At 46.0% G+C, this 20,155-nt stretch carries 17 protein-coding genes; 14 read left to right on the top strand and 3 right to left on the bottom strand.

The genetic code is table 11. The annotated features are described in order from the left end of the window. The first annotated feature begins 51 nt into the window (after positions 1 to 51). Entirely contained in the window at positions 52 to 1,101 is a 1,050-nt protein-coding gene (locus RB160_RS12625; RefSeq protein WP_316570737.1) for an LLM class flavin-dependent oxidoreductase, read from the top strand. Between the two features lie 78 nt (positions 1,102 to 1,179). On the opposite strand, the gene RB160_RS12630 is transcribed toward RB160_RS12625, so the two are convergent. Together RB160_RS12630 and fabG are read right to left on the bottom strand one after the other, a co-directional pair. Continuing rightward, on the bottom strand, positions 1,180 to 2,007 hold the full coding sequence (locus RB160_RS12630) for an alpha/beta fold hydrolase (RefSeq protein ID WP_316570739.1): 828 nt from the start codon (positions 2,005 to 2,007) through the stop codon (positions 1,180 to 1,182). 121 nt (positions 2,008 to 2,128) lie between these two features. Continuing rightward, the gene (fabG, locus tag RB160_RS12635; RefSeq protein WP_316570741.1) at positions 2,129 to 2,869 is read right to left on the bottom strand and encodes a 3-oxoacyl-ACP reductase FabG; all 741 of its coding nucleotides are present in this window, start codon (positions 2,867 to 2,869) and stop codon (positions 2,129 to 2,131) included. A gap of 212 nt (positions 2,870 to 3,081) precedes the next feature. Between fabG and RB160_RS12640 the strand changes: the two genes are divergently transcribed. The 9 genes from RB160_RS12640 to RB160_RS12680 all read left to right on the top strand — a co-directional run bounded on the left by RB160_RS12640 (position 3,082) and on the right by RB160_RS12680 (position 13,157). Continuing rightward, a complete protein-coding gene (locus RB160_RS12640) occupies positions 3,082 to 4,512 on the top strand; it encodes a sigma-54 interaction domain-containing protein (protein WP_316570742.1) in 1,431 nt (476 codons plus the stop codon). A 242-nt stretch (positions 4,513 to 4,754) separates the two neighbouring features. Next, a complete protein-coding gene (locus RB160_RS12645) occupies positions 4,755 to 5,627 on the top strand; it encodes a branched-chain amino acid ABC transporter permease (protein ID WP_059172343.1) in 873 nt (290 codons plus the stop codon). 3 nt (positions 5,628 to 5,630) lie between these two features. Next, the gene (locus RB160_RS12650; protein ID WP_316570747.1) at positions 5,631 to 6,635 is read left to right on the top strand and encodes a branched-chain amino acid ABC transporter permease; all 1,005 of its coding nucleotides are present in this window, start codon (positions 5,631 to 5,633) and stop codon (positions 6,633 to 6,635) included. 2 nt (positions 6,636 to 6,637) lie between these two features. Further along, on the top strand, positions 6,638 to 7,420 hold the full coding sequence (locus tag RB160_RS12655; protein ID WP_316570749.1) for an ABC transporter ATP-binding protein: 783 nt from the start codon (positions 6,638 to 6,640) through the stop codon (positions 7,418 to 7,420). Then, entirely contained in the window at positions 7,413 to 8,120 is a 708-nt protein-coding gene (locus tag RB160_RS12660; RefSeq protein WP_316570751.1) for an ABC transporter ATP-binding protein, read from the top strand. Before RB160_RS12655 ends, RB160_RS12660 begins: the two co-directional genes overlap by 8 nt. A gap of 69 nt (positions 8,121 to 8,189) precedes the next feature. Beyond that, positions 8,190 to 9,440 (top strand): ABC transporter substrate-binding protein, encoded by a 1,251-nt coding sequence (locus RB160_RS12665; protein ID WP_316570753.1) that lies wholly within the window; start codon positions 8,190 to 8,192, stop codon positions 9,438 to 9,440. A 495-nt stretch (positions 9,441 to 9,935) separates the two neighbouring features. After that, the gene (locus RB160_RS12670) at positions 9,936 to 10,739 is read left to right on the top strand and encodes an alpha/beta fold hydrolase (protein WP_316570755.1); all 804 of its coding nucleotides are present in this window, start codon (positions 9,936 to 9,938) and stop codon (positions 10,737 to 10,739) included. A gap of 50 nt (positions 10,740 to 10,789) precedes the next feature. Further along, on the top strand, positions 10,790 to 11,833 hold the full coding sequence (locus RB160_RS12675; RefSeq protein ID WP_316570757.1) for a 3-oxoacyl-ACP synthase: 1,044 nt from the start codon (positions 10,790 to 10,792) through the stop codon (positions 11,831 to 11,833). Then, on the top strand, positions 11,817 to 13,157 hold the full coding sequence (locus RB160_RS12680) for an acetyl-CoA hydrolase/transferase family protein (RefSeq protein ID WP_316570758.1): 1,341 nt from the start codon (positions 11,817 to 11,819) through the stop codon (positions 13,155 to 13,157). The genes RB160_RS12675 and RB160_RS12680 overlap by 17 nt, the downstream gene beginning before the upstream one ends. 185 nt (positions 13,158 to 13,342) lie before the next feature. Here RB160_RS12680 and RB160_RS12685 read toward each other — a convergent pair whose 3' ends face one another. After that, on the bottom strand, positions 13,343 to 14,695 hold the full coding sequence (locus RB160_RS12685) for a uracil-xanthine permease family protein (RefSeq protein WP_316570761.1): 1,353 nt from the start codon (positions 14,693 to 14,695) through the stop codon (positions 13,343 to 13,345). A gap of 299 nt (positions 14,696 to 14,994) precedes the next feature. On the opposite strand from RB160_RS12685, the gene RB160_RS12690 reads away from it, so the two are divergent. The 4 genes from RB160_RS12690 to RB160_RS12705 all read left to right on the top strand — a co-directional run bounded on the left by RB160_RS12690 (position 14,995) and on the right by RB160_RS12705 (position 20,080). Continuing rightward, positions 14,995 to 15,972, top strand: coding sequence for a Rieske 2Fe-2S domain-containing protein (locus RB160_RS12690; protein ID WP_316570763.1), 978 nt, complete (start codon positions 14,995 to 14,997; stop codon positions 15,970 to 15,972). 483 nt (positions 15,973 to 16,455) lie between these two features. Beyond that, positions 16,456 to 18,150 carry a serine hydrolase domain-containing protein gene (locus RB160_RS12695; protein WP_316570765.1) on the top strand — a complete coding sequence of 565 codons (1,695 nt, stop codon included), beginning with the start codon at positions 16,456 to 16,458 and terminating at the stop codon, positions 18,148 to 18,150. A 381-nt stretch (positions 18,151 to 18,531) separates the two neighbouring features. Further along, positions 18,532 to 19,797, top strand: a complete 1,266-nt coding sequence (locus RB160_RS12700; RefSeq protein WP_316570767.1) for an exo-beta-N-acetylmuramidase NamZ family protein — start codon at positions 18,532 to 18,534, stop codon at positions 19,795 to 19,797. Positions 19,798 to 19,927: 130 nt separating this feature from the next. Next, positions 19,928 to 20,080, top strand: a complete 153-nt coding sequence (locus tag RB160_RS12705) for a hypothetical protein (RefSeq protein ID WP_316570769.1) — start codon at positions 19,928 to 19,930, stop codon at positions 20,078 to 20,080. Positions 20,081 to 20,155 lie beyond the last annotated feature (75 nt).

Below are 20,155 nucleotides of genomic sequence, written 5' to 3' on the forward strand. Positions count from 1 at the left end.
AAAAGGGTACAATAAAGGACATATAGCTCCAGAGGTAAGGGGGAAAAAAGAATGGAATTAGGTATTAGTACGTTTGTGGAAACGACGCCGGATCCGGAGACCGGGAAAGTTGTCAGCCATGCACAGCGTTTGCGTGAAGTAGCAGAGGAAATTATTTTAGCGGATCAGGTGGGGCTTGATGTTTTTGGGGTTGGTGAACATCATCGGGAGGATTTCGCCGCTTCCTCACCGGCAGTATTGCTGGCGGCCGCCGCAACGCAGACAAAGAGAATACGGCTAACAAGTGCTGTTACGGTCCTTTCATCGGATGACCCGGTCCGGGTTTTCCAAGATTTCGCGACGCTTGACGGATTATCAAATGGCCGGGCGGAAATCATGGCGGGCAGGGGATCATTTATCGAGTCGTTTCCGCTCTTTGGCTATGATTTGAAGGATTATGATGAGCTTTTTGAGGAGAAACTGGACTTGCTGTTGGCGCTGCAAAAGTCCGAAAAAGTTACCTGGAGCGGGAAGTACCGTCCTGGCATTCAAAATATCGGGATATACCCGCGGCCGGTTCAGGATCCATTGCCGATTTGGATCGGAAGCGGGGGTAACCAGGAATCAGTCGTCCGTGCTGGCCTTCTCGGATTGCCGCTTGTACTCGCCATTATCGGGGGAAGCCCGCTTCACTTTGCTCCTTTAGTACAGCTGTACTGGAAAGCCGCGGAGCATGCGGGACACGACCTTTCAAAATTGAAGGTGGCGTCCCATTCACATGGCTTTGTTGCCGAAACTACCGAGACAGCCGCAGATAAATTTTACCCGTCAACCCAGCAGGTTATGACTAAACTGGGACGGGAGCGGGGCTGGGGTCCATATAGCCGGCGGGCTTATGACTCCGCGAGGTCTCTTGAGGGAGCGCTTTATGTAGGGGATCCTGATACAGTCGCGGAAAAAATTATCTTTTTACGAAAAAATGTAGGAATAACCCGATTCATGCTTCATTGCCCGGTTGGCTCAATGCCGCATGAGGATGTCATGAGGGCGATTGAACTATTTGGCACAAAAGTGGCGCCACGGGTCAGGGAAGAAGTCGCTCGCTGGGAAGCGACAAAGTAATTTTCAATGGGTAAATCAATTGTCTTGAAAAGTGATAAGTACCGTTTTGGTACTAATCACTTTTCAAGGCTTACCACACTAACTCCTCACACACTCACTATTTTTCAAAACAAACCCCACCATCGCAGTCAACAAGCTACCAGGCTGTTCGAAAATGGCCACATGGCCACACTCTGGAATGATGAGATATTCCGTATCCGGCATGTACTGTACCAAAATGTCGGAAAAACGGCGGGGGGTCAGCAGATCATTTTCCCCAACTATAACGAGAGTCGGACACTTCACTTTGCAAAGCTCATCGGTTACATCCGAATCATTGATATACGTGTCATACAGGTTGACCTGCCCTTTGAAATAATCCTCTCCAATATCATTCATTAGCTTTGCCCGCTCGGCGAGAAATTCTTTATTTTTCTCAATAAAGGAATTGTAGTAGAGGGAAGGGACCGCTCCCCAGAAAAAAGCTTCTCCTTGAGGGCCTATAGCCAGCTGTTTCCAGCCCTCCAAAAATAGCCGAGTCGTTTCATCAATTTCACTGGCAACATCAATCAAAGTCAGGCTAACCGCAATTTCAGGGTAATCAATCGCAAACCTTAATGCGACTGCCCCGCCGTACGAGGTACCGACCAAGTGCACCTTTTCAATTCCTAACTCATCCAGCAAAACCTTCGCATCTTCTGCATGCTCCCTAAAGGTATAAGGTCCATCAGGCTTGGCGGATTTCATTTGTCCTTTAAAGTCATGAAGGACAATCCGATAGCCGAGTTTTTCAAAAAGGGGGTAGTATAAGGCCCACGAAGATGTCGTCGTCATCACTCCATTAAAAAACATAACCGTTTCGGGCGCTTCAGAATCCCCCAACACCTCGTAAAACAATTCATTTCCGTTAGTATTCATCATTGCCATGCCAACGCCTCCTATCATAGGCAAAAAGGCTGAATCCTATAAGAATCAGCCCAATTCAACCTCGAATATCGGACAAAACCAAACTAGTTTTAAAGAGCCATGTCCGATAACCCCGCATGAATTAAAGCACAACCCCGCCATCGACGCTCAATACAGTCCCGGTAATATATCTGGCTTCTTCAGATGCAAGGAATGTATACGCATTGGCAATGTCTTCCGGCTGGCCGAGCATGCCGAGTGGAGATTTTCCTTTCATCATTTCAAGAACCTTTTCAGGCATTTTTTCGACCATCGGCGTCATGATGAACCCAGGGGCAACCGCATTTACACGGATACCAAATCGGCCAAGCTCCTTCGCCCATGTTTTTGTCATGCCGATGACGCCCCATTTGGTTGCTGCGTAGTTGGTTTGACCGAAGTTTCCATATAAGCCAACAACCGAGGAGGCATTCAAAATGACGCCGCGCCCCTGCTCCTTCATTTGTTTTGCTGCGGTCTGGGCGACGTTGAAGACTCCTTTTAAGTTAACATCAATGACCCTGTCCCACTGGGCTTCTTCCATTTTAATCAACTGGGCGTCAGCGGTGATTCCGGCGTTATTCACCACAATGTCAACGCTTCCAAAATGCTGCACCGTATCAGAAACCATTTTTTCTACCTGGCCGAAATCAGTTACATCAACGACCATGCCAACCGCCTTGCCGCCGTCTTCAGTAATAACGGCAACAGTCCGGTCAACGTCCTCGCTGTTTACATCGGCAACGATGACTTTTGCACCTTCTTTTGCGTATTTAATCGCAGTTGCTTCCCCGATCCCTCTTCCAGCTCCCGTAACAATCGCCACTTTGTCTTTTAATCTCATTTCTCGTTACCTCCCAAGATATAGTCAATTAAATAGTATGCAAGAATCTTGCCAACCTGAAAAATCACTATTTTAAAGTAAAATCGCCACCCGGAATGTAGCCAACAGCAAACACTGTCCGAATTTCCTACATTTTTTATAAAAAAAGTTCCCTTTCATAATGTTAATTATATACAATAAAGGAAAGGAGATGAAAAAGGGGAGGGGAATTTGTGGGGTTGGATGTTACTAACGTAATCACCACTGTAGACTTGGAAGTCCTTGGCTCAGAGGCTTTTCTGAATACAATGGAAAAGCTGTTTGATCCTATTTCAGTTCCAATCATTTTGGTGGATAAAGATACGAAAATCCGGATGATTAATCAAATTTTTGCCGATTACTTAGGTTTCCCGAAGGAAGAAATTATCGGAAAACCGGTATTGGAAGTAGATGAATTTTCAAGGTTCCCATATGTGCTATCAAGCAAAAAACCGGAAATAGCCTGGAAGCATAAATTCAAGAACGGAAAAACAGCGATTGTCCACAGAATACCTGTACTGGATATAAATCAAGAAGTGGCCTACGGGTTTGGGTTGCTGCTCTTCCAGGATGTGAAAGAGTTCAAGGACATTATTGAAAAAAATAAACTCCTCGAAACAGCGTTAAACTATGCAGAGGAACAGTTAAAGCACATCCATGGTGCGAAATATAGCTGGGAAAACATCTTAGGGACAAGCGAGAAAATGGTGTTGGCGATTTATATGGGAAGAAGGGCATCCCAGACAAAATCGAATGTTTTATTGCTGGGGGAAAGCGGGACAGGCAAGGAATTATTTGCTCATGCAATTCACCACTCCAGCAACAGACAGCATGAGAGATTTATCAAGGTCAACTGTGCCGCAGTCCCGGCGGAGCTGCTTGAGTCGGAACTATTCGGCTATGAGGAAGGAGCGTTTACAGGCGCTAAAAAGGGAGGCAAGCCCGGAAAGTTTGAACTGGCAAGCGGCGGCAGTATTTTTCTTGATGAAATTGGCGACATGCCGCTCAGCATGCAGGCCAAGCTCCTTCGCGTCCTGCAGGAAAAAGAGATTGAAAGAGTTGGCGGTACGAAGACGATTCCGGTCGATGTTCGCGTTATTGCGGCCACCAATAAAAACCTCGAAAAAATGGTGGTGGAAGGGTCATTCCGTGAAGATCTTTTTTACCGCCTGAATGTCATGTCAATTGAAATCCCGCCGTTGCGCGAACGGGAAACCGATATAGAGGACTTGGCGATGAAGCTGCTTGAGAAGCTTTCAAGCCAGTTAGGGGTTTACGTCCGCACTATTTCCAAAAATGCAATGGAGCATCTGCTGAACTACCATTGGCCTGGTAACGTCAGGGAACTAGAGAACGTACTGGAGCGTGCCATCAATCTCACGGATACTGACACGATTCATTCTGTCCATCTTCCATTCACGATAACAAGAAACAAGAAGCTTCATAAGCTATCAAAAGGGCAAACGTTAAAAAGTATCCTGGAGGAAACGGAAAAAGAGATTATTAAAAATTATCTGGACGAGCTAAATCATAATAAAGTAAAGGTTGCGGATATCCTCGATATTAGCCGTTCAAGCCTCTATGACAAAATTGAAAAATACGAATTAAAGCCGCCTTTGTCGTGAAACCATACACCTGTCGGAATATCGGACACTAAAAAGTAAGCGTTTACAAAACAAAATGACTTTGAGAAAAAATCAAAGTCATTTTTTATTTGTTCGAAAAATTTTTACAAGTTAAAAAACCCTTTAAGATAAAAGGTTTTTCGTAACTTCACACAATCAGCATAACCATTTTATTAAAAATTGGCACGGTATTTGCATTGTAAGAAAGTATAGCTGCACTAAAAAGAAAAGGAGGGCTTGTTATGGTTGAATTTTTCCAAAATGTCATAGCTGGATTGGAAACAGGCAGTTTGTATGCTTTGGCTGCCCTGGGTTTAGTTCTGATTTACCGGACCTCTGACGTCATTAACTTTGCTCAAGGTGAAATGGCTATGTTCAGCAGCTTTATCGCCTTTACAATATTCCAGCAAACGATGTCTTATCCCGTTGCATTCATCGGAGCCATTTTATTTGCGGTCTTTCTCGGTTTTCTCGTTGAGAGAGTCTTCATACGGCCTGCATCAAAGGCTAACCTGGTAAGTAAAATGATCATTACCCTTGGACTTATTATGATTTTTAACGGAGTAGCTTCCGCATTGTTCGGAATTGATATGCACCCATTCAGAAAAGCGTTGACCATGGACAATATCAACATCGGGGAAGTCATTATCCAGCCTAACGCTATTTTTATCATCTCTATTACACTCGTAATCATGGCGATTTTATTCTACTTGATAAAAAATACATTAATTGGCATTGCCATCCGTGCCACTGCCCAAAATGAGACAACCGCAAAATTGATGGGAGTGCCCGTTTCAAAGGTGTATTCGTTGTCATGGATCATCGCCACCGTACTCGGAGCGATTGCGGGAATCCTGATTGCCCCGACAACCAACGTGTCGACGACGATGATGGGAGAAGTACATTTGAAATCATTCATTGCTGCCGTCCTTGGCGGTTTCGGATCCTTTGTCGGTCCAGTTGTGGGCGGTTTTGTTATCGGGGTTTTTGATAACCTTGTTGGCTACTACATCTCGCTGCAATGGAAAACAGTCATCGTCTATGCTTTATTGATCATCATCCTAATCGTCAAACCTACTGGACTCTTTGGCAAAGTTCACCGGAAGAAGGTGTAAGGCATGAAGGGATTGTTAAAAAACAAACCATTCCTCTATATAGTGGCCGGGCTGATTGTCGCGATGATTCCATTACTGGTTGAGATGGATCGGTCGACGATGACGATGATGAACCTGATCGTCATTTATGCAATCGTTGCGATCGGCTTTAATATCCTTCTCGGCTATGCAGGACAAATCTCGCTTGGCCATGCGGCATTTATGGGACTCGGAGCCTATTTATCAGCTTATATTACTGCAAACTACGAACTTCCGTTTTTAGTTAGTCTCTTCTTATCCGGATTGATTCCGATGGTTATCGGGCTCATCCTTGGACTAGTGGCGCTTCGCCTTGAGGGCCATTACCTCGCGATTGCGACACTTGGCTTTGGCGTTGCCATCCAACAGACCTTTAAGGAATGGATTGCCTTTACGAATGGGTTCTCCGGGGTACGGGCGGCCACCCCTGAAATTTTTGGCTTTGCTTTGAGGGAACGTGAACACTTCTTCGTTTTGGCGGTCATCATCTGTGTTTTGCTCATTCTGTTTGCCCATAACCTTTTGTCCTCAAAAACCGGACGCGCCCTGATTGCGATCCGTGATAGTGAGCATGCAGCCCAGGCGATGGGCGTCAGCTTATTCAAATATAAATTGATTGCCTTTGCACTTAGCGCTTTTTACGCCGGGATCGGCGGTTCTTTATATGTACACTTGATCCGATATACAGAGCCGAATCAATGGGGAATCGACCTGTCACTGAATTTATTGGCGATGGTCGTTATCGGAGGTCTGGCCTCCATACCGGGAAGCGTATTGGGTGCAGCATTTATCGTATTTGTTCCTGAATTCGTAAAAGACATTGAATGGCTGCAGAACATCAAGAACGTTGCCAGCATTTTTACTGGGGTGGCGCTTGTCCTTGTCATCATGTTTTTCCCGTATGGGCTTGCGAGAATTGGATCGCAGCTTAAATCACTATTCATTGGCAGGCCGAAGCACACGAAACCGACGAAGGGAGTGGAGGGATAAAGATGGAACCGATTTTACAGGTAGAGGACCTGTCCATTTCTTTCGGAGGCTTAAAGGCAATAGACAATCTAAGCTTCACCGTTGAAAAAAATGCAATCTATGGCCTTATCGGACCAAATGGCGCAGGGAAAACAACCGTATTCAATTGCATCAGCCGATTCTATACTCCTGACAAAGGAAAACTCACCTTTCAAGGGCATATAAATCTGCTCGATTATAAGGTTCATCAAATGGTCAACATCGGTTTGGTACGGACCTTCCAGAATGTCGAACTTTTTAAAAACTTGACTGTCCTGGAAAACCTGATCATCGGCCAGCACAGCATGACAAAGGGAGGAATCCTCTCACAGGGCTTCCGCCTCCCGTTTGTAAAAAAGGAAGAAAAGCGTATCCGCGAAAAGGCCCTCGATATTATGGATTTCCTGGGCATTCGCGGGATTGAACACTATCCAGGGGCAGCCCAGCCATACGGGGTCATGAAGCTGATCGAACTCGGGCGGGCGCTGATGTCCAATCCGAAAATGATCATCCTCGATGAACCAGCTGCCGGGATGAACCATAGTGAAACACAAACACTAACCAACCTTATAAAAAAAATAAGGGAAGAATTTAACGTCACCATCATCCTCGTTGAACACGATATGAACCTCGTTATGGAGGTTTGCGAAAAAATTTGCGCGATAAACTTTGGCTCCAAGATTGCAGAAGGCAGCCCAAAGGAAATCCAAAATCATCCGGCTGTACAGGAAGCGTATCTTGGCAAGGAGGATGAGGTACATGCTTAAGCTCGAAAACATCAATGCCTATTATGGTTACATCCATGCCCTTAAGGATGTATCGCTTGAAATAAAGGAAGGGAATATTGTAACCCTCCTGGGTGCGAACGGGGCAGGGAAAACAACGATATTAAAGGTTATTTCCGGGTTGATCAAGCCTCAAAAGGGCGGCATCACCTTTGGCAATAAGAGTTTGACAGGACAATCCCCCGAAAGGATCGTGAAGTCCGGGATTGTTCAGGCACCAGAGGGAAGGCAAGTTTTCCCCGAACTGACCGTAAAAGAAAATCTGCAAATCGGCGCGTATACACAAAAAGATCGAAAGGAAGCGGCCAAGTCCCTCGAAAAAGTTTTTACATATTTTCCGAGATTAAAAGAGAGGGAAAAGCAGGATGCCGGGACCTTATCCGGAGGGGAGCAGCAAATGCTGGCCATTGGAAGGGCATTGATGGCCAAACCTAAACTACTTTTACTCGACGAGCCTTCCCTGGGTCTCGCACCGCTGATTGTAAAAGACATTTTTTCGATAATCCGGGAAATCAACCATGAGGGGACCACCGTTTTCCTAGTCGAACAAAATGCAAACTTAGCCCTGTCCATCAGCCATCATGCCTATATCCTCGAAACAGGGAAAGTTATTCACCACGGGCCCGCACAATTGATAAGGAATGATCCGAAAATCAAACAGGCCTATTTGGGCGGCCATTAACCCACGGCATTTACTAAGCGAATGCTTAGATGCATAGTTGAAAAAATTTAAAAAAGGGAGATCAAAATCATGGGGAAAATTTTCAAAAAAGGTTCATTGTTGGCTTTAGTACTCACTCTTCTGTTTTCGGTAGCGGCATGTTCAAACAGTGAAAAAACAAAGGGCAAGGACGGGAAGGACGAACCAGAAAAAGTGGAACTGGCCCAGGGTGTTACAGATAAGTCGGTAAAAATCGGAACCATTGGCGTCCAATCAGGTGCGTTAGCATTCATTGGGACTCCATACTTTCAAGGAATGGAAGCGTATTTGAAAGCAGTGAATGATGAAGGTGGAGTAAATGGCAGGACCGTTGAGCTAATTAAGAAAGACGATGAATTCAAGCCGGATAAAGCCGTAAAGGCAATGGAAGAACTCGTTTATGATGATAAAGTTTTCGCTGTTGTCGGCCAGCTTGGCACACCGGGAGTCATGGCGGCTCAAAGCATTGTCCAAGAAGAAGGAATCCCTGCCGTCTACTTCGGCTCCGGTGCAAAGCAGCTCACACAAGCCGGGAAAAACTTCTTCCCTGTCCAGCCAAACTATTTCTATGAAGGCAAGCTGATGGCTAAATATGCAGTTGAAAAATTCAGCGCTAAAAACGTTGTCGTCATTTATCAAAATGATGATGTGGGCCGCGATGGTGTCGAAGGTTTCGCGGAAGGCTTAAAAGCGCTTGGCCAGGAAGGCATCCTTAAAGAAGAAGGCAAATTGGCAATCGGAGCCGCGGATACAGACTTCACCGTTCCAGTCCAAAAAGCAAAGAGCCTTAACCCTGATGTCGTAATCGTCTACAGCCTTGCAGGCGCTACAACTGGCGTTTTGAAAGAATTCGAGAAAGTGAACTTCAACGTTCCAATGATCACAACCTATTCAAATGCAGATGCATCCTTCCTTGCACTGGCAGCACCAGGAGCTCCGAATGTAATCAAGAACCTCTATGTCATGGGCTGGGTAAATGCCGATGCAGCAAAGCTTCAACCGCTGATGGACGCAATGGCAAAATACTTCCCGGAACAAAAGGTAATCAATGCTTACACAATGGCTGGCTGGGTTGCAGCTGAAACATTTATTGCAGGACTGAAAGCAGCAGGGGATAACCTGTCATGGGATGGCTTTGTGGAAGCAATGGACGGCATGACATTCACAGACGGCCTTGCTCCCGAAATCAGCTATGTAGATGGCAAGCGTGAAGGCGTAACCAAAATGGCTCTGAGCAAAGTCGCCCAGGATGGAGGCAACTTCATCTTTACCCTGGATTCCGAGTTCACAGAATTCGAATAAATCTGGCCAGGAGAATTAATTGGAACTGTTGGGTACTGAATTTCTGTGGCCTTATGTTCTAAAAGTAAGGGTTCCTAAATGCTCTTTCCTGGCATTTAGGAAACCCTTATTCAAATAGAGGGTCAAATGTTCGATTTCTGAACAGTGTCCAGGAAACCGACAGGGCCGATCCAAAAGGCCAGGAACGGCTTTTTCATTTTTAAGAAAACAAAGTCTTTCATAAACTTTAACTATATCGGGTTGGAAAAAATTTTTACACACTATTCCATTTTGAATGTAAGTTGATTGGAGCGGAAGGCACCGACTCCTGCGGGATGCAGCGGCAAGGTGGAGACCCCACAGGCGCTAGCGCCGAGGAGGCTCCACTGACGCCCCGCGGAAAGCGTGTGCCTGTAGCGGAAATCAACCGCAAGGTTACTTTAGTATATAAAATCTATGATTCAACATATATAGAACGGTTTCCTATAAAAGCTTCAAGGAAGGGAGGTATTGAGAATGCCAAAAGTAAAAGCCAATGGAATTGAATTTTACTATGAAATACATGGAGAAGGTCCGGCCCTTGTCTTATTGGAGGGGCTTGGGTATGCAAGCTGGATGTGGAGACGGCAAGTAGAGGAGTTATCCAGCCATTTTAAGGTTGTTATCTTTGATAACCGGGGTGTAGGGCATACCGATAAGCCTGAAATGGAATACTCGATCCAGCTGTTTGCGGAAGACACGGCTGAGGTTCTTAAAGCTTTGAATATTGATAAAGCGCATATTTTAGGAGTTTCAATGGGAGGCTTCATCGCTCAGGAATTTGCCATTTCCTATCCCGAAATGGTTGATAAATTAATTCTTTGCTGCACCTCATTCGGAGGCGCCAATAGTATCCCGATCCCGAAAGAAACACTCGAAATCATGCTCCAGGGTGCAAGCAAGGATCGTACTCCTGAAAAAGCGAGATACGCTGTTTCCACCGCTTTAAACGAAGGGACATTGAACGAAAATCAGGACATTCTTGATTTTATCCTACAAGAGCAGAGAAATAATTCACAGCCAAAACATGCTTATCAGCGACAGCTGTTTGCCGGTGCGTCCTTTAATAGCGAGAACAAGGTAGACACGATAGTTGCTGAAACGCTCATACTCGCAGGTCGAGGTGATCGAGTCGTACCTTTTGAAAATGCACAGCTTCTTCATGAAAAAATTGCCCATTCAAGAGCATTCATCTTAGATGATGCCGGACATCTGTTTTTTATGGAGAAACCCAAACAAACAAACAAATTAATCATAGATTTTTTGAAAGATAACAATTGAAACTAAGCGCTAAAAACAGTCTGGATAATTATAGACAGGAGGCGTTAAGAATGACAACCAATCATGTTGGAATTGTCGGAACAGGCATCTATATCCCAGACCATAGAATGACCGCGAAGGATATTGCCGATGCAACAAACGGTGTTTGGACGGAGGAAGCCATCACCCAAAAGCTGGGGATCAAGGAAAAACGGGTTCCCGGCGAAAATGACGGGACACAGGAAATGGGCGTCCGCGCAGGCCTCGATGCACTCAAGAACACCGGAATCGACCCGAAGGAAATCGATCTGGTCATCTCAATCGGTGAAGAGTGGAAGGAATACCCGCTAACCACTTCCGCAATTTACATCCAGGAACAAATCGGCGCAACCAATGCGTGGGGCATCGATCTCCAGCAGCGCTGCTGTACAGCAGTTTCGGCCATGAAAATAGCAAAGGACATGATGCTTTCAGACGAGGACATTAACACCGTCATGATTGTAGGCGGCTACCGAAATGGCGATTTCGTCGATTACACCGACCGGGCGATGTCAATGATGTATAACCTATCAGCAGGGGCCGGAGCGATTATTTTAAAAAAGAACTACGGACGCAACCTCCTATTAGGCTCGCATATTATGACAGACGGAACAATGTCGCGCGACGCCGGGGTGGAATTCGGTGGAACCGAAAAGCCGATCACCAGTGAAAATCTTAACGAAGCCTACAAATCTTTAAGGCTATTCGATGAAAAGCATATGAAGGATCGCTTGAACGAGGTGTCCATGCCTAACTGGCTGCACTGCATCGACCGGGCATTTGAAAAGTCGAAAGTGGCCAAAGAAGAGCTCGGCTATCTGGCAGTCCTTCATTTCAAATATTCCATGCACAAGTATCTGCTCGACCTTCTTGGCCTGACTGAAGACCAATCAATCTATTTAAGCGAATATGGCCATATGGGCCAGGTGGATCAGATTCTTTCCCTACACTTGGCATTAGAGCAAGGCAAGGTGGCTGACGGTACCGTGGTTTCAATGATTTCAGCGGGAATTGGCTATGCCTGGGCAGCGAATGTCATTAAATGGGGGCCGATAGAAAATGAACGCTATGTCTAAAACGAATAAGTATCAAGACCTTTATTTTTCAAAAAAAATAACAGTGGAAAAAGCATTGAGCTTCGTCAAAACCGGGGACCATATCGTCTCGGCACTTGCGGCTGCTGAACCGAGGAATATACTTTCCAAGCTCCATACGATTTCTGAGGATATTACCGATGTAAGAGTTTCAACGTGTTTGCCAATCCTTGAATATCCGTACTTTTGCGACCCAGCATATAAAAATCAATTTCTGATGGAGGGTTGGTTTTATATGCCTGCTGTAAGAAAGATGCACGAGGCGGGCACGGTTTCCTACATCCCAAACCATCTCCATTTTGCGGGGGTCAGGCGGAACGAACACCGCCATACCAACATCTTTATCGGCACCGCTTCACTGATGGATGAGCATGGCTATCTGTCGCTTTCCTTAAGTGCGACCTATGAAAAAGAAATTGCCCAGGTTGCTGACCTTGTGATTCTGGAGGTCAACCCGAAGATGCCAAGGACCTTTGGAGACACAATTATTCACATTTCCGAAATTGACTATGTGGTTGAAGCCGATTACGATATCCCACTTTTTCAATCGCCTGAACCGAACGAAAAAGATAGGATAATCGGTAGGCAGATTGCAGAATTGATTGAAGACGGCTCCACGATCCAGCTGGGCATCGGCGGCATCCCGAACGCTGTCTCGGCCGAGCTCATGAATAAAAAAGACCTCGGAATCCATACCGAAATGTTTACCGACGGAATGGTTGATTTATTTGAAGCGGGCGTTATAACCGGCAGGAAAAAAACATTGCAGCCAGGCAAGATGGTCGCAACCTTCGCGCTCGGTACGAAGAAGCTGTACGATTTTATCAACAACAATCCAGGGATCGTCATATTGAATGGCAGTTACGTAAATGATCCATATGTCATCGGCCAGAACCACAAAATGGTTTCCATTAACACGACCCTGGAAATCGACCTGACAGGCCAATGCTGCTCTGAATCAATCGGCCACCGCCAATTCAGCGGAACCGGCGGCCAGGCGGACACAGCAATCGGCGCCCAGCTTTCAAAAGGCGGCAAATCATTCATTGCCCTTTATTCAACGGCTAATATCAGAGTCCCTGGCAGCAACGAGCGGAAAACGATTTCGAAAATTGTACCTAGGCTTACTCCCGGTGCCGTCGTTTCGCTGTCCCGAAACGATGTCGACTACGTTGTAACCGAATATGGCGTTGCCCACCTAAAAGGCACCTCCATTAGGGAAAGGGTAGAAAAGCTGATAGCCATTGCCCATCCTGATTTCCGGGAGCAACTAAGGCGTGAAGCAAACGAATTAATGATTTGGTAAATAGCCTAATAGATAAGAGAAAGGTTTTTACCATTCTCTTATTTTATAAGGGAATTATGTGAAGTTTTGAACAAAGTTAAAGGAGTAACCAACCAATGGGAGTTCGAAATAAGTTCAGCCTTTAATAAAAAATCACCCCGGCTCCAGCAAAAAGCGGCGGAGCAAGGGTGATTTTTTTGGTGTGCCTATGCATCCTGGGAAACAGTTTTTGCCTCTGTTGTAGCGGCTGATTTCCGTTCGTGAGGGACAACCAAATTTAGAATGAGCACCGCGATGGCACCGACGGCCGTTCCGGATGATAGGATGTAATTCGCAAAGTCGGGTACGCTGTACAGGACTTCTTTTGGAAGGACCATTGTGCCCACCGTTAAAAGGATTGGGACTCCGATGACGATCATATTTCGGTCATCGATTTCGACATGTTGGATGACTTTAAGCCCGTTCATAACGATGGCAACACAGACGACACCGAATATTCCCTGAATGACAGGCTGGGGAACACAGGTGATGATTGCCGATAATTTAGGAACAAGCCCGAGTGCGATGAGGATGATTCCGGCGGCGATAATCGCCATCCTGCTCGCGACACCTGTGATGGCGATAATGCCGGCATTGGAGGAATACCCCGTCATTGGCGTTCCGCCGAAAAGGGAACCGACGAAGCAGCCAAGGCCTTCACCAAAAGAAGCCTTGTTCAATCTCTTTTCATTCAATTCACTGCCCGTGACAGTAGAAACAACAAACCAGGTTCCTGTTGTTTCGATAAGAATAATCATGTAAATAAAAATCATCGTCAGGATTGCCTGCAAGTCAAAAACCGGTTTTCCAAATGGGAAGAGGCTTGGGAACGAAATCCACGCCGCATTTTTAACAGAAGAAAAATCGATGGTGCCAAAAAACGATGCTGTTATGGTTCCGGCGACAATCGCCAGGATAACGGAGACGAGGCGGAAAAACGTTCCGTATCCCTTCGCTTTTCGTCCTAGAAGAATGCAAGTGACAAGAACCGCGGCAGATACAAATGCAATCAAAACGTTGTGCCCGACATTTCCGGGAGAAGTATAAATGCTATTAAAAGCACTTGGCATTAACGAAATGCCTACGATGACAATGACCGTTCCTCCGACAAGAGGCGGGATGATTTTTTTGACAGCCTTCGCGAACCACTTCAACGGATATCCGAGAATCGCGATAAGCAAGGCGCCTGGCAAAAGGCTTCCGAAAACAGCTCCCATTCCAAGCTTTCCGCCAATCGCGGCCAAAGCGCCGATCGGTACATAGGATGGCCCCTGGACAACTGGAAGGCGCAAGCCGCCAATTGTCTGAATCAATGTCGCCAGTCCGGCTGCAAGAAAACACATTTGAATAAAGAAGGTTGTGTTCATTGAATCCAGCGAAAGCAATCCAGCAATAATAATTGGCGCGATGTACAGGTCCATTGCAAGTACATGCTGCATGCCGAGCAGGAACGCCTTCCTCCAACTGATTTTTTCGTCAATCCCTACTGTAATGTTCGTGTTTTGCCTGTTTTGGTCCACTGAGTAAAACTCCTTTATTATTATTTTTTGGTTTAATAGAACGATAGGATTGGCAAATTGGTCATTCGATTAGTACGTTTGAACTGTAATTTGGCCTGTTATTTGGACTTGAAGAATTCATTGCTATCTAAAAATTTGAAAATTATAGTTGAATTATAAATAAGGATTTACAAGATGTAAACCCTAAAAGCGTATATTTATTTATTTAAAAATATTAATGTTCGTGTTTCGTATTGACTTTAAATGATGTCCTCCACCATAATATATAGATAGTGAGACTATTTGAAGGAGTGGTAAAAGTGCTAGTGGAGGATAATGTTTTACGCAGCGACTGGATAGTAGCTAGTAAAATAGAAGATGTAAAAGAGAAGCCGCTACAGGTGATTGTTATGGGGGAGAGAGTGGTTCTTTTTCGGAATGAAGAAGGAATCCATGCTTTTAAGGATTTATGTATTCACCGAGGCGCCGCATTGTCGCTTGGTTGCGTTAAAGACGGAAATCTTGTCTGCCCATATCATGGTTGGGAATACAACTCGGAAGGTGCCTGTACAAAAATTCCCCAGCTCCCGGAAGGAAGATCGATTCCTTTAAAGGCAAGAGCTTTCAAATATGCCTGCAAGGAAGCGTATGGGTTTGTTTGGATTAATTTTAACAACAACAACCCGGAGTTCTTTTCCTACCCCCAATATGGCGAAGAAAGTTACCGCAATATCCTTTGGGGCCCGCAGCAGGTCAATGCAAAGCCGCCAAGGGTTGTCGAGAACTTCCTTGATGTTGGCCATTTGGCCTTCATCCACGAAGGCTTCCTTGGGGTGCAGGAGCATCCTGTTATCGGGGATTATGAAGTCCATACTGAAGGAAACAGGATATACAGTGATGAAATCGCGATTTTCCAACCGGACCCGGATGGCACGGGGGTGGCCAAGGATGTTTATTATACGTATGAAATTCTCAGTCCATTGACAGTCCTTTTCACCAAAAGGGACCCTGAAACGGATAACAAAATGACCATTTTACTAACCATCCTCCCGGTTGATGAAAGCAAGTCCGTTGCGTATGGAATCATGTCGTTTAATTATGAAACAGGGACAACCGACCAGGAAGCCATTGAGTTCCAGGACATGATTTTTGCCCAGGATAAGCCGATAGTGGAGAACCAGAAGCCGGAGGACCTTCCGCTTGACTTGCAGGCTGAGCTGTCATTGAAATGCGACCGGATGAGCATTGCCTACAGACAATATTTGAAGAGAGTTGGCGTAACGCTTGGGACTGACTAAGCTGGTAGCTTGTTAATAGTTTGAAAGACAGGAACAGATCCGTTCCTGTCTTTTTTTTGTAAAAAAACGCCCGGCATTCCTGTCGGGAAAAACAGTCCCTTCGCATTGCGCTTTTATAGCGTATAAATAATCAGGCAGATGTGGGTAGAATAGTTCATTGCAACAAATAGGATAAAGCTTTGAATGGCAATTCTGATTTTGCCCATCCCTCCAATTGCCTAATTTTCCGACAGGGAAGATGGGACCAAAAGCAAGGTGTGGGGTGGAGGAAGTTAGCTGAAAAGGCTCGGTTTCCAGGTAACCTTCCTTAGTTGCGTAATTATTTTTGGAATTTTGTCGAATGGACAGTGCTTTATTCCTACGAGATGTCCTAGCTATAAAAGCTTTGTCCCATAGTTGGGTCCAAGGTGGTATAGACACCTAGTTAGTACATTCGCTAAGCTGAGAATATTAATGAAAGCCTTTTCATTTCTGGGAGGGAGCATGATGAAGAAAACAATTACAATCGCGGTGGCCGCTGTTCTAAGCTGTGGCGCGCTAATTCCGCTCACTGGCGCGGAAGCAAATCAGGGTCCGCGAATGTCGGAAGAGACAAAAACGGTAAAAGCCGCCGGTGATAGCATTCATCCTGTTTTTACCTGGGGTAATCCTGGTCCGCTTTCGCCAATCCTCCATAAGGGCTCAATCAAGGGAGCGGGAATGATTCAACAGCCACTGGACGGAATTGATGCCCAATTGAACAAATTCATTTCCGAAAGGGCGATGCCTGGGGCGGTGGCGTTTGTAGCGCGGAGCGGCCATATTGTAAAGCATGATGCCTATGGATATGCCTACCGGTATGAGGATGATCAATTCACGGAGTCTGAAAATCCAATTAAGATGAGGGAAGATACGATTTTCGACCTTGCCTCGATCAGCAAAATTTTTACGACAACAGCAGCGATGATCCTCTATGACCAAGGGCAGTTCGGCCTTGATGACAAGGTTGCGGAGTATATCCCTGAATTTGCGGCCAATGGAAAGGAAAATGTAACCATTCGCCAGCTGATGACCCATACCTCGGGGTTCGCCGCATGGATACCCCTTTATACAAAAGGGAACAGCCGTGAAGACAGGATCAAGCTCGTTTTAAACGAGCCGTTAAGCAATCCTCCGGGCAGCAAGTATACATACAGTGATTTGAACATGATAACACTCGGGGTTTTAATCGAACGGCTATCAGGAAAGAGACAGGATGAATTTGTCAAAGAGTATATTACGGAACCATTGGAAATGAAGGATACAATGTACAACCCGCCGGCCGCATTGAAAGACAGGATTGCCGCAACAGAGTACCAGCCGTGGACGAACAGGGGGATTGTTTGGGGCGAAGTCCATGATGAAAATGCATGGTCGCTAGATGGCGTGGCTGGGCACGCGGGTGTCTTTTCGACCGCTGAGGATTTGTCGAAACTGGCCCACATGTATTTGAATGACGGCCGCTATGGGGACAAGCAAATCTTGAGGACGGAAACAGTCAGTATGCTTGTGGAAAACCAGATTCCCGAATTTCCGGGGAATGAGCATGGATTGGGATGGGAAATCGGCCAGGGATGGTTTATGGATGCCCTCGCGGATGAATCCGCGCTTGGCCATACAGGCTACACGGGTACTTCCATCGTTGTGAACAGGGCTAATGATACAATCTCGATTTTCCTTACCAATAGGGTGCATCCGACCCGGAATACAGTTACGACCAATACGGCAAGGAGAGCTTTTGCGAGGCAGGTTGCGGACGCCATTCCGGTTTCAATTCCCGATGGACAAGCATGGTTTTCGGGTTATGGGGACAAAATCCAGCATGCATTAACAGCGGCTGTGGATGTGGAACAGCCGGCGAAAATTTCTTTTAAAACATGGTATCGGACAGAAAAGGATTCGGATTATGGCTACCTGGAATGGTCCATTGACGGCTTGAACTGGACGAAGGCAAAGCAATTTACTGGCAACAGCGATGGCTGGGTCGATGTTGAGGCGCACTTGCCGGCAATCGCCAAATTCGTCCGATTCAGATATGAAACCGATAACACAGTGAACGGCCGCGGATGGTATGTCGATGACATCAAGATTGAAGATGTTGGCGGAAAAACCGTTGAGCCAAGTTTCAAAGGAGAAGGTTGGGAACAGCGAAGCTATTAGGGTTGTATTAGTTAGATTGATATAAAATTCTGCACAAATTAGCTTTGAATGGGAATTGATTGGAGCGGAGGGCACCGACTCCTCGAAAACGCTACCGCGTTTCCTTAGTGCGTGGGCAGATTCGAGGATGCCATTCAGTGTCCTGCAGGATGCAGCGGCAAGGTGGAGACCCCACAGGCGCATGCGCCGAGGAGGCTCCACTGACGCCCCGCGGAAAGCGTGTGCCTCGGGACAGGCAAAAGGCAGCCTGTCCCTGCGATGATTATTCTTGGGAGCTTTCCTTATGTAGCGGAAATCAACCGTAAGGTTCTCATTAGAATAAATCTTTGATTCAACCTATGTAGCAATGAAAATGAAAATTTTAAAACAGGGGTGATTATTTTGAAAAAATGGCTATCTGCAGTTGTAACGGTAATCCTGATCCTCTCAACCTTAACAGTGGCTTTGGCAAACCATGACAAGGGCAATGGGAAAAGCCAGGACCATAAGAAATTCATGGTTGGAGCCGAAGTGTTGCTGAAGGAGCATAAGGATTTAATAAAAGGAAAGCGGGTCGGCTTAATCACCAATCCGACTGGAGTCGACCAAAATCTCGTCAGCGTGGTTGATTTATTGTTCAATGACCCGGATGTGGAGCTGACGGCATTGTACGGCCCGGAGCATGGGGTTAGGGGAAGCGCCCAGGCTGGCCAGTATGTTGAGTATTATATTGATGAAAAAACGAAACTTCCTGTATACAGCCTTTACGGAAAGACGAGAAAGCCAACTCCGGAAATGCTGGAAAATGTAGATGTCCTCCTGTTTGATATCCAGGATGTGGGGACAAGGTTCTATACGTATATTTATACGATGGCGTATGCGATGGAAGCAGCGAAGGAAAACAATATTCCATTCATCGTCCTTGACCGCCCGAACCCGCTTGGAGGCACAAAAGTAGAAGGCCCAGTGCTTGATGCATCGAAATATACTTCCTTTGTCGGGAATTATCCGATTCCGCTTAGGCATGGGATGACCGTTGGCGAGCTTGCGATGCTGTTCAATAAAGAATTCAACATCGGGGCGGATTTGACGGTCGTTGAGATGAATGGCTGGAAGCGCAACATGTACTTTGATGAAACCCCGCTTGAATTTGTGATGCCATCTCCTAATATGCCAACATTGGAAACAGCATTGGTGTATCCTGGTGCGGCATTGATTGAAGGGACGAATGTATCGGAAGGGCGAGGGACAACGAAGCCGTTCGAGCTGATCGGCGCTCCATTTATTAATGCCGATGACCTGGCGGCGAAACTGAACGCCTTGAAGCTGCCGGGAGTGAAGTTCAGGGCAGCGTCGTTCATTCCGACGTTCTCGAAGCATTCCGGGGTTCTCTCCCACGGAATCCAAATCCATATCACTGACCTTGATTCGTTCAAACCAGTTGAAACAGGCCTTCATATTGTAAAGGCGATTCATGACATGTATCCAAATGACTTCCAATTCAGGGCGCCGGACAGCAAAGGCATTTCGTTCTTTGATTTACTGATTGGAAACGGCTGGGTACGGGAAGCGATTGAAAACGGAAAGACAGTCGATGAAATGAAGGCGCAGTGGCAAGGCGGCCTTGAAGAATTCAAGCAGGTTAGGGAGAACTATCTGATCTACTAATTTTTGGGTAAATCGCCGTTCCGGTTGGGGCGGCGGTTTTTTGTGGCCAATTTTAACAGAACCGTATGTCCCGCATAGCTAAAGCTGTTTCTTGGGATAGTAAAAAGGAAACTTGAAGGAGGCGGCGGAAATGGATAAGGACATTAAGCAGGATGAAAGAAAGCCGGATAAATCGAAAGCTGGCATGATCCACGTTGGGTATCGTTTTACGAATGAAAAGGACGGAAATGCCCAGCAGGACGGCTTTCGCTATGATTATGACGACTCGTCCGATTTAACTTAACTTGGTCGGAAAAATCGGTTACTAACATGGAACGCAAATAGGCGTCTATTGATAAAAGAAAGGGTATAATGAATC

The sequence above is a fragment of the Neobacillus sp. YIM B06451 genome (assembly GCF_032667185.1).
Lineage (GTDB): Bacteria > Bacillota > Bacilli > Bacillales > Cytobacillaceae > Bacillus_D.

Bases quoted from the DNA above. Each gene is read 5' to 3' on its own strand.
- RB160_RS12650 (WP_316570747.1), top strand. From the start codon at position 5,631: ATGAAGGGATTGTTAAAAAACAAACCATTCCTCTATATAGTGGCCGGG.
- RB160_RS12645 (WP_059172343.1), top strand. From the start codon at position 4,755: ATGGTTGAATTTTTCCAAAATGTCATAGCTGGATTGGAAACAGGCAGT.
- RB160_RS12655 (WP_316570749.1), top strand. From the start codon at position 6,638: ATGGAACCGATTTTACAGGTAGAGGACCTGTCCATTTCTTTCGGAGGC.
- RB160_RS12630 (WP_316570739.1), bottom strand. From the start codon at position 2,007: ATGGCAATGATGAATACTAACGGAAATGAATTGTTTTACGAGGTGTTG.
- fabG (WP_316570741.1), bottom strand. From the start codon at position 2,869: ATGAGATTAAAAGACAAAGTGGCGATTGTTACGGGAGCTGGAAGAGGG.
- RB160_RS12695 (WP_316570765.1), top strand. From the start codon at position 16,456: ATGATGAAGAAAACAATTACAATCGCGGTGGCCGCTGTTCTAAGCTGT.
- RB160_RS12680 (WP_316570758.1), top strand. From the start codon at position 11,817: ATGAACGCTATGTCTAAAACGAATAAGTATCAAGACCTTTATTTTTCA.
- RB160_RS12670 (WP_316570755.1), top strand. From the start codon at position 9,936: ATGCCAAAAGTAAAAGCCAATGGAATTGAATTTTACTATGAAATACAT.
- RB160_RS12665 (WP_316570753.1), top strand. From the start codon at position 8,190: ATGGGGAAAATTTTCAAAAAAGGTTCATTGTTGGCTTTAGTACTCACT.
- RB160_RS12675 (WP_316570757.1), top strand. From the start codon at position 10,790: ATGACAACCAATCATGTTGGAATTGTCGGAACAGGCATCTATATCCCA.
- RB160_RS12660 (WP_316570751.1), top strand. From the start codon at position 7,413: ATGCTTAAGCTCGAAAACATCAATGCCTATTATGGTTACATCCATGCC.
- RB160_RS12625 (WP_316570737.1), top strand. From the start codon at position 52: ATGGAATTAGGTATTAGTACGTTTGTGGAAACGACGCCGGATCCGGAG.
- RB160_RS12705 (WP_316570769.1), top strand. From the start codon at position 19,928: ATGGATAAGGACATTAAGCAGGATGAAAGAAAGCCGGATAAATCGAAA.